General features: G+C 67.6%; 1 protein-coding gene and 1 pseudogene. Both read left to right on the forward strand.

Going from position 1 to position 1,882, the window contains the following annotated elements; all coding sequences use genetic code 11:
- Window positions 1-1,480, forward strand: a 1,480-nt coding sequence (locus OOT08_RS02410) for an ABC transporter substrate-binding protein (protein ID WP_325090956.1), incomplete at its 5' end; no start/stop codon positions are given.
- 94 nt (window positions 1,481-1,574) lie between these two features.
- Window positions 1,575-1,882: pseudogene (locus tag OOT08_RS02415) on the forward strand (ABC transporter permease); the annotation flags it as partial.

Raw genomic sequence — 1,882 nt, forward strand, 5'->3', positions numbered from 1 at the left:
TCTCACCCTGACCGCGTGCTCCGCAGGCTCCGCTGACCCCACGGGCTCGTCCGGATCCGGCGGAGACGGCGGCAACGACCCCGTCACGGTCGCCCTCACCGGCGAGCCCACCAACCTCGACTTCACCACCACCGCGGGCTCCGCGATCCCCCAGGCCGTCATGAGCAACATCTACGAGGGCCTCGTGGAGATCGACCAGCAGGGCGAGATCCAGCCCCTGCTTGCCGAGTCGTGGACGGTCAGCGAGGATCGCAAGACCTACACCTTTACCCTGCAGGAGGGCGTCACCTTCTCCAACGGCGAGCCCTTTACCGCCGACGACGTGAAGTTCAGCCTGGAGCGCGTCTCATCCGATGCCTGGACCTCCTCGCTCAAGGCGAAGATGGACGTCGTGGAGTCCGTGACCGTGGTGTCCGACACCGAGGTCACCGTCGCCCTGAGCCAGCCCTCGAACGCGTGGCTGTTCAACCTCGGCACCCCCGTCGGCGCGATGTTTGACGAGTCCGGCGTCGCCGACCTCGCCAACGACCCCATCGGCACCGGCCCCTACGTCCTCGACGAGTGGAAGCGCGGCGACTCGATCGTGCTCAGCACCCGCGACGACTACTGGGGCGAGGCCCCGGCCGTCAGCGGGGTCACGCTGAAGTACTTCGCGGACGCCGTGGCCACCACGAACGCGCTGAAGACCGGCGACGTGGACGTCGTCTACAACATGCAGGTCCCCGAGCTCGTCGACTCCTTCGCGAGCGACGACGCCTTCCAGGTCCTGGAGGGCACCTCGAGCGGCGAGGTGTCGCTGTCGCTGAACAACAAGGCCGCGCCCTTCGATGACGTCCGGGTTCGCCAGGCCGTGCTGTACGCGATCGACGAGCAGGCCATCATCGACACCGCCTGGAACGGCTTCGGCTCCGTGGTCGCCACCTACGCGACCCCGACCGACCCGTACTACGAGGACCTCACCGACGTCTATGCCCACGACCCCGCGAAGGCCAAGGCGCTCCTCAAGGAGGCGGGCCAGGAGAACCTGAGCATCGAGTTCACGGTGCCCACCCGCCCCTACGCGGACGCGGTCTCCGAGATCGTGGTCTCGCAGCTGAAGGACGTCGGCATCACGGCCACGATCAAATCCGCCGAGTTCCCCGCGGTCTGGATCGACGAGGTCTTCACGAAGCACGACTACCAGATGACGACCGTGCTCGCCGTCGAGGCGCGCGACATCCTCACCGTGTTCAACAACCCGGACTACTACATCGGCTACGACAACTCGACGATCGCCCCGATCGCCGAGGCCGCGGACCAGGCCGACGAGGCCGGGTACCTCTCCGGGATGAAGGAGATCGCGAAGCAGATCGTCGACGACGCCGCCTCCGGAGTGCTCTTCCTGTTCCCGAACATCGTGGTCGCCAAGGCCGAGCTCACGGGCGTGCCCGAGAACGCCATCATCGAGGCGCTCGACCTGACGAACCTCGCCTGGAAGTAAGACCCCCAAGGCCCTGTCCCGGGGCGGCCGCCTGGCCGCCCCGGGGCCGGGCCCGCGTGTTCCCGCCTCACCTCACCCCCAAGGACTTCCCCGCATGGCCCTCCGGATCCTCTCGAACCTGGCGCGATTCGCCGTGACCTACGTGGTCGCGACCGTCGTCGTCTTCCTCTTCATGCGGGCGATCCCCGGCGACCCCGCGCAGGTCGCCCTCGGGGTCAACGCAACCCCCGAGCTGCTGGAGCAGATGCGCGCCGAATACGGCACCGATCGCCCCATGATCGTGCAGTACCTCGACTGGGCCGGCGGCATGCTCGTCGGCGACTTCGGCACCTCCTACGTAACCCGCACGGACATCAGCCCGCTCGTGGCCGACCGGCTCCAGGTCAGCCTAATTCTCGTGCT

Source organism: Leucobacter sp. M11, assembly GCF_035726885.1.
Taxonomy (GTDB): domain Bacteria; phylum Actinomycetota; class Actinomycetes; order Actinomycetales; family Microbacteriaceae; genus JAPFRB01.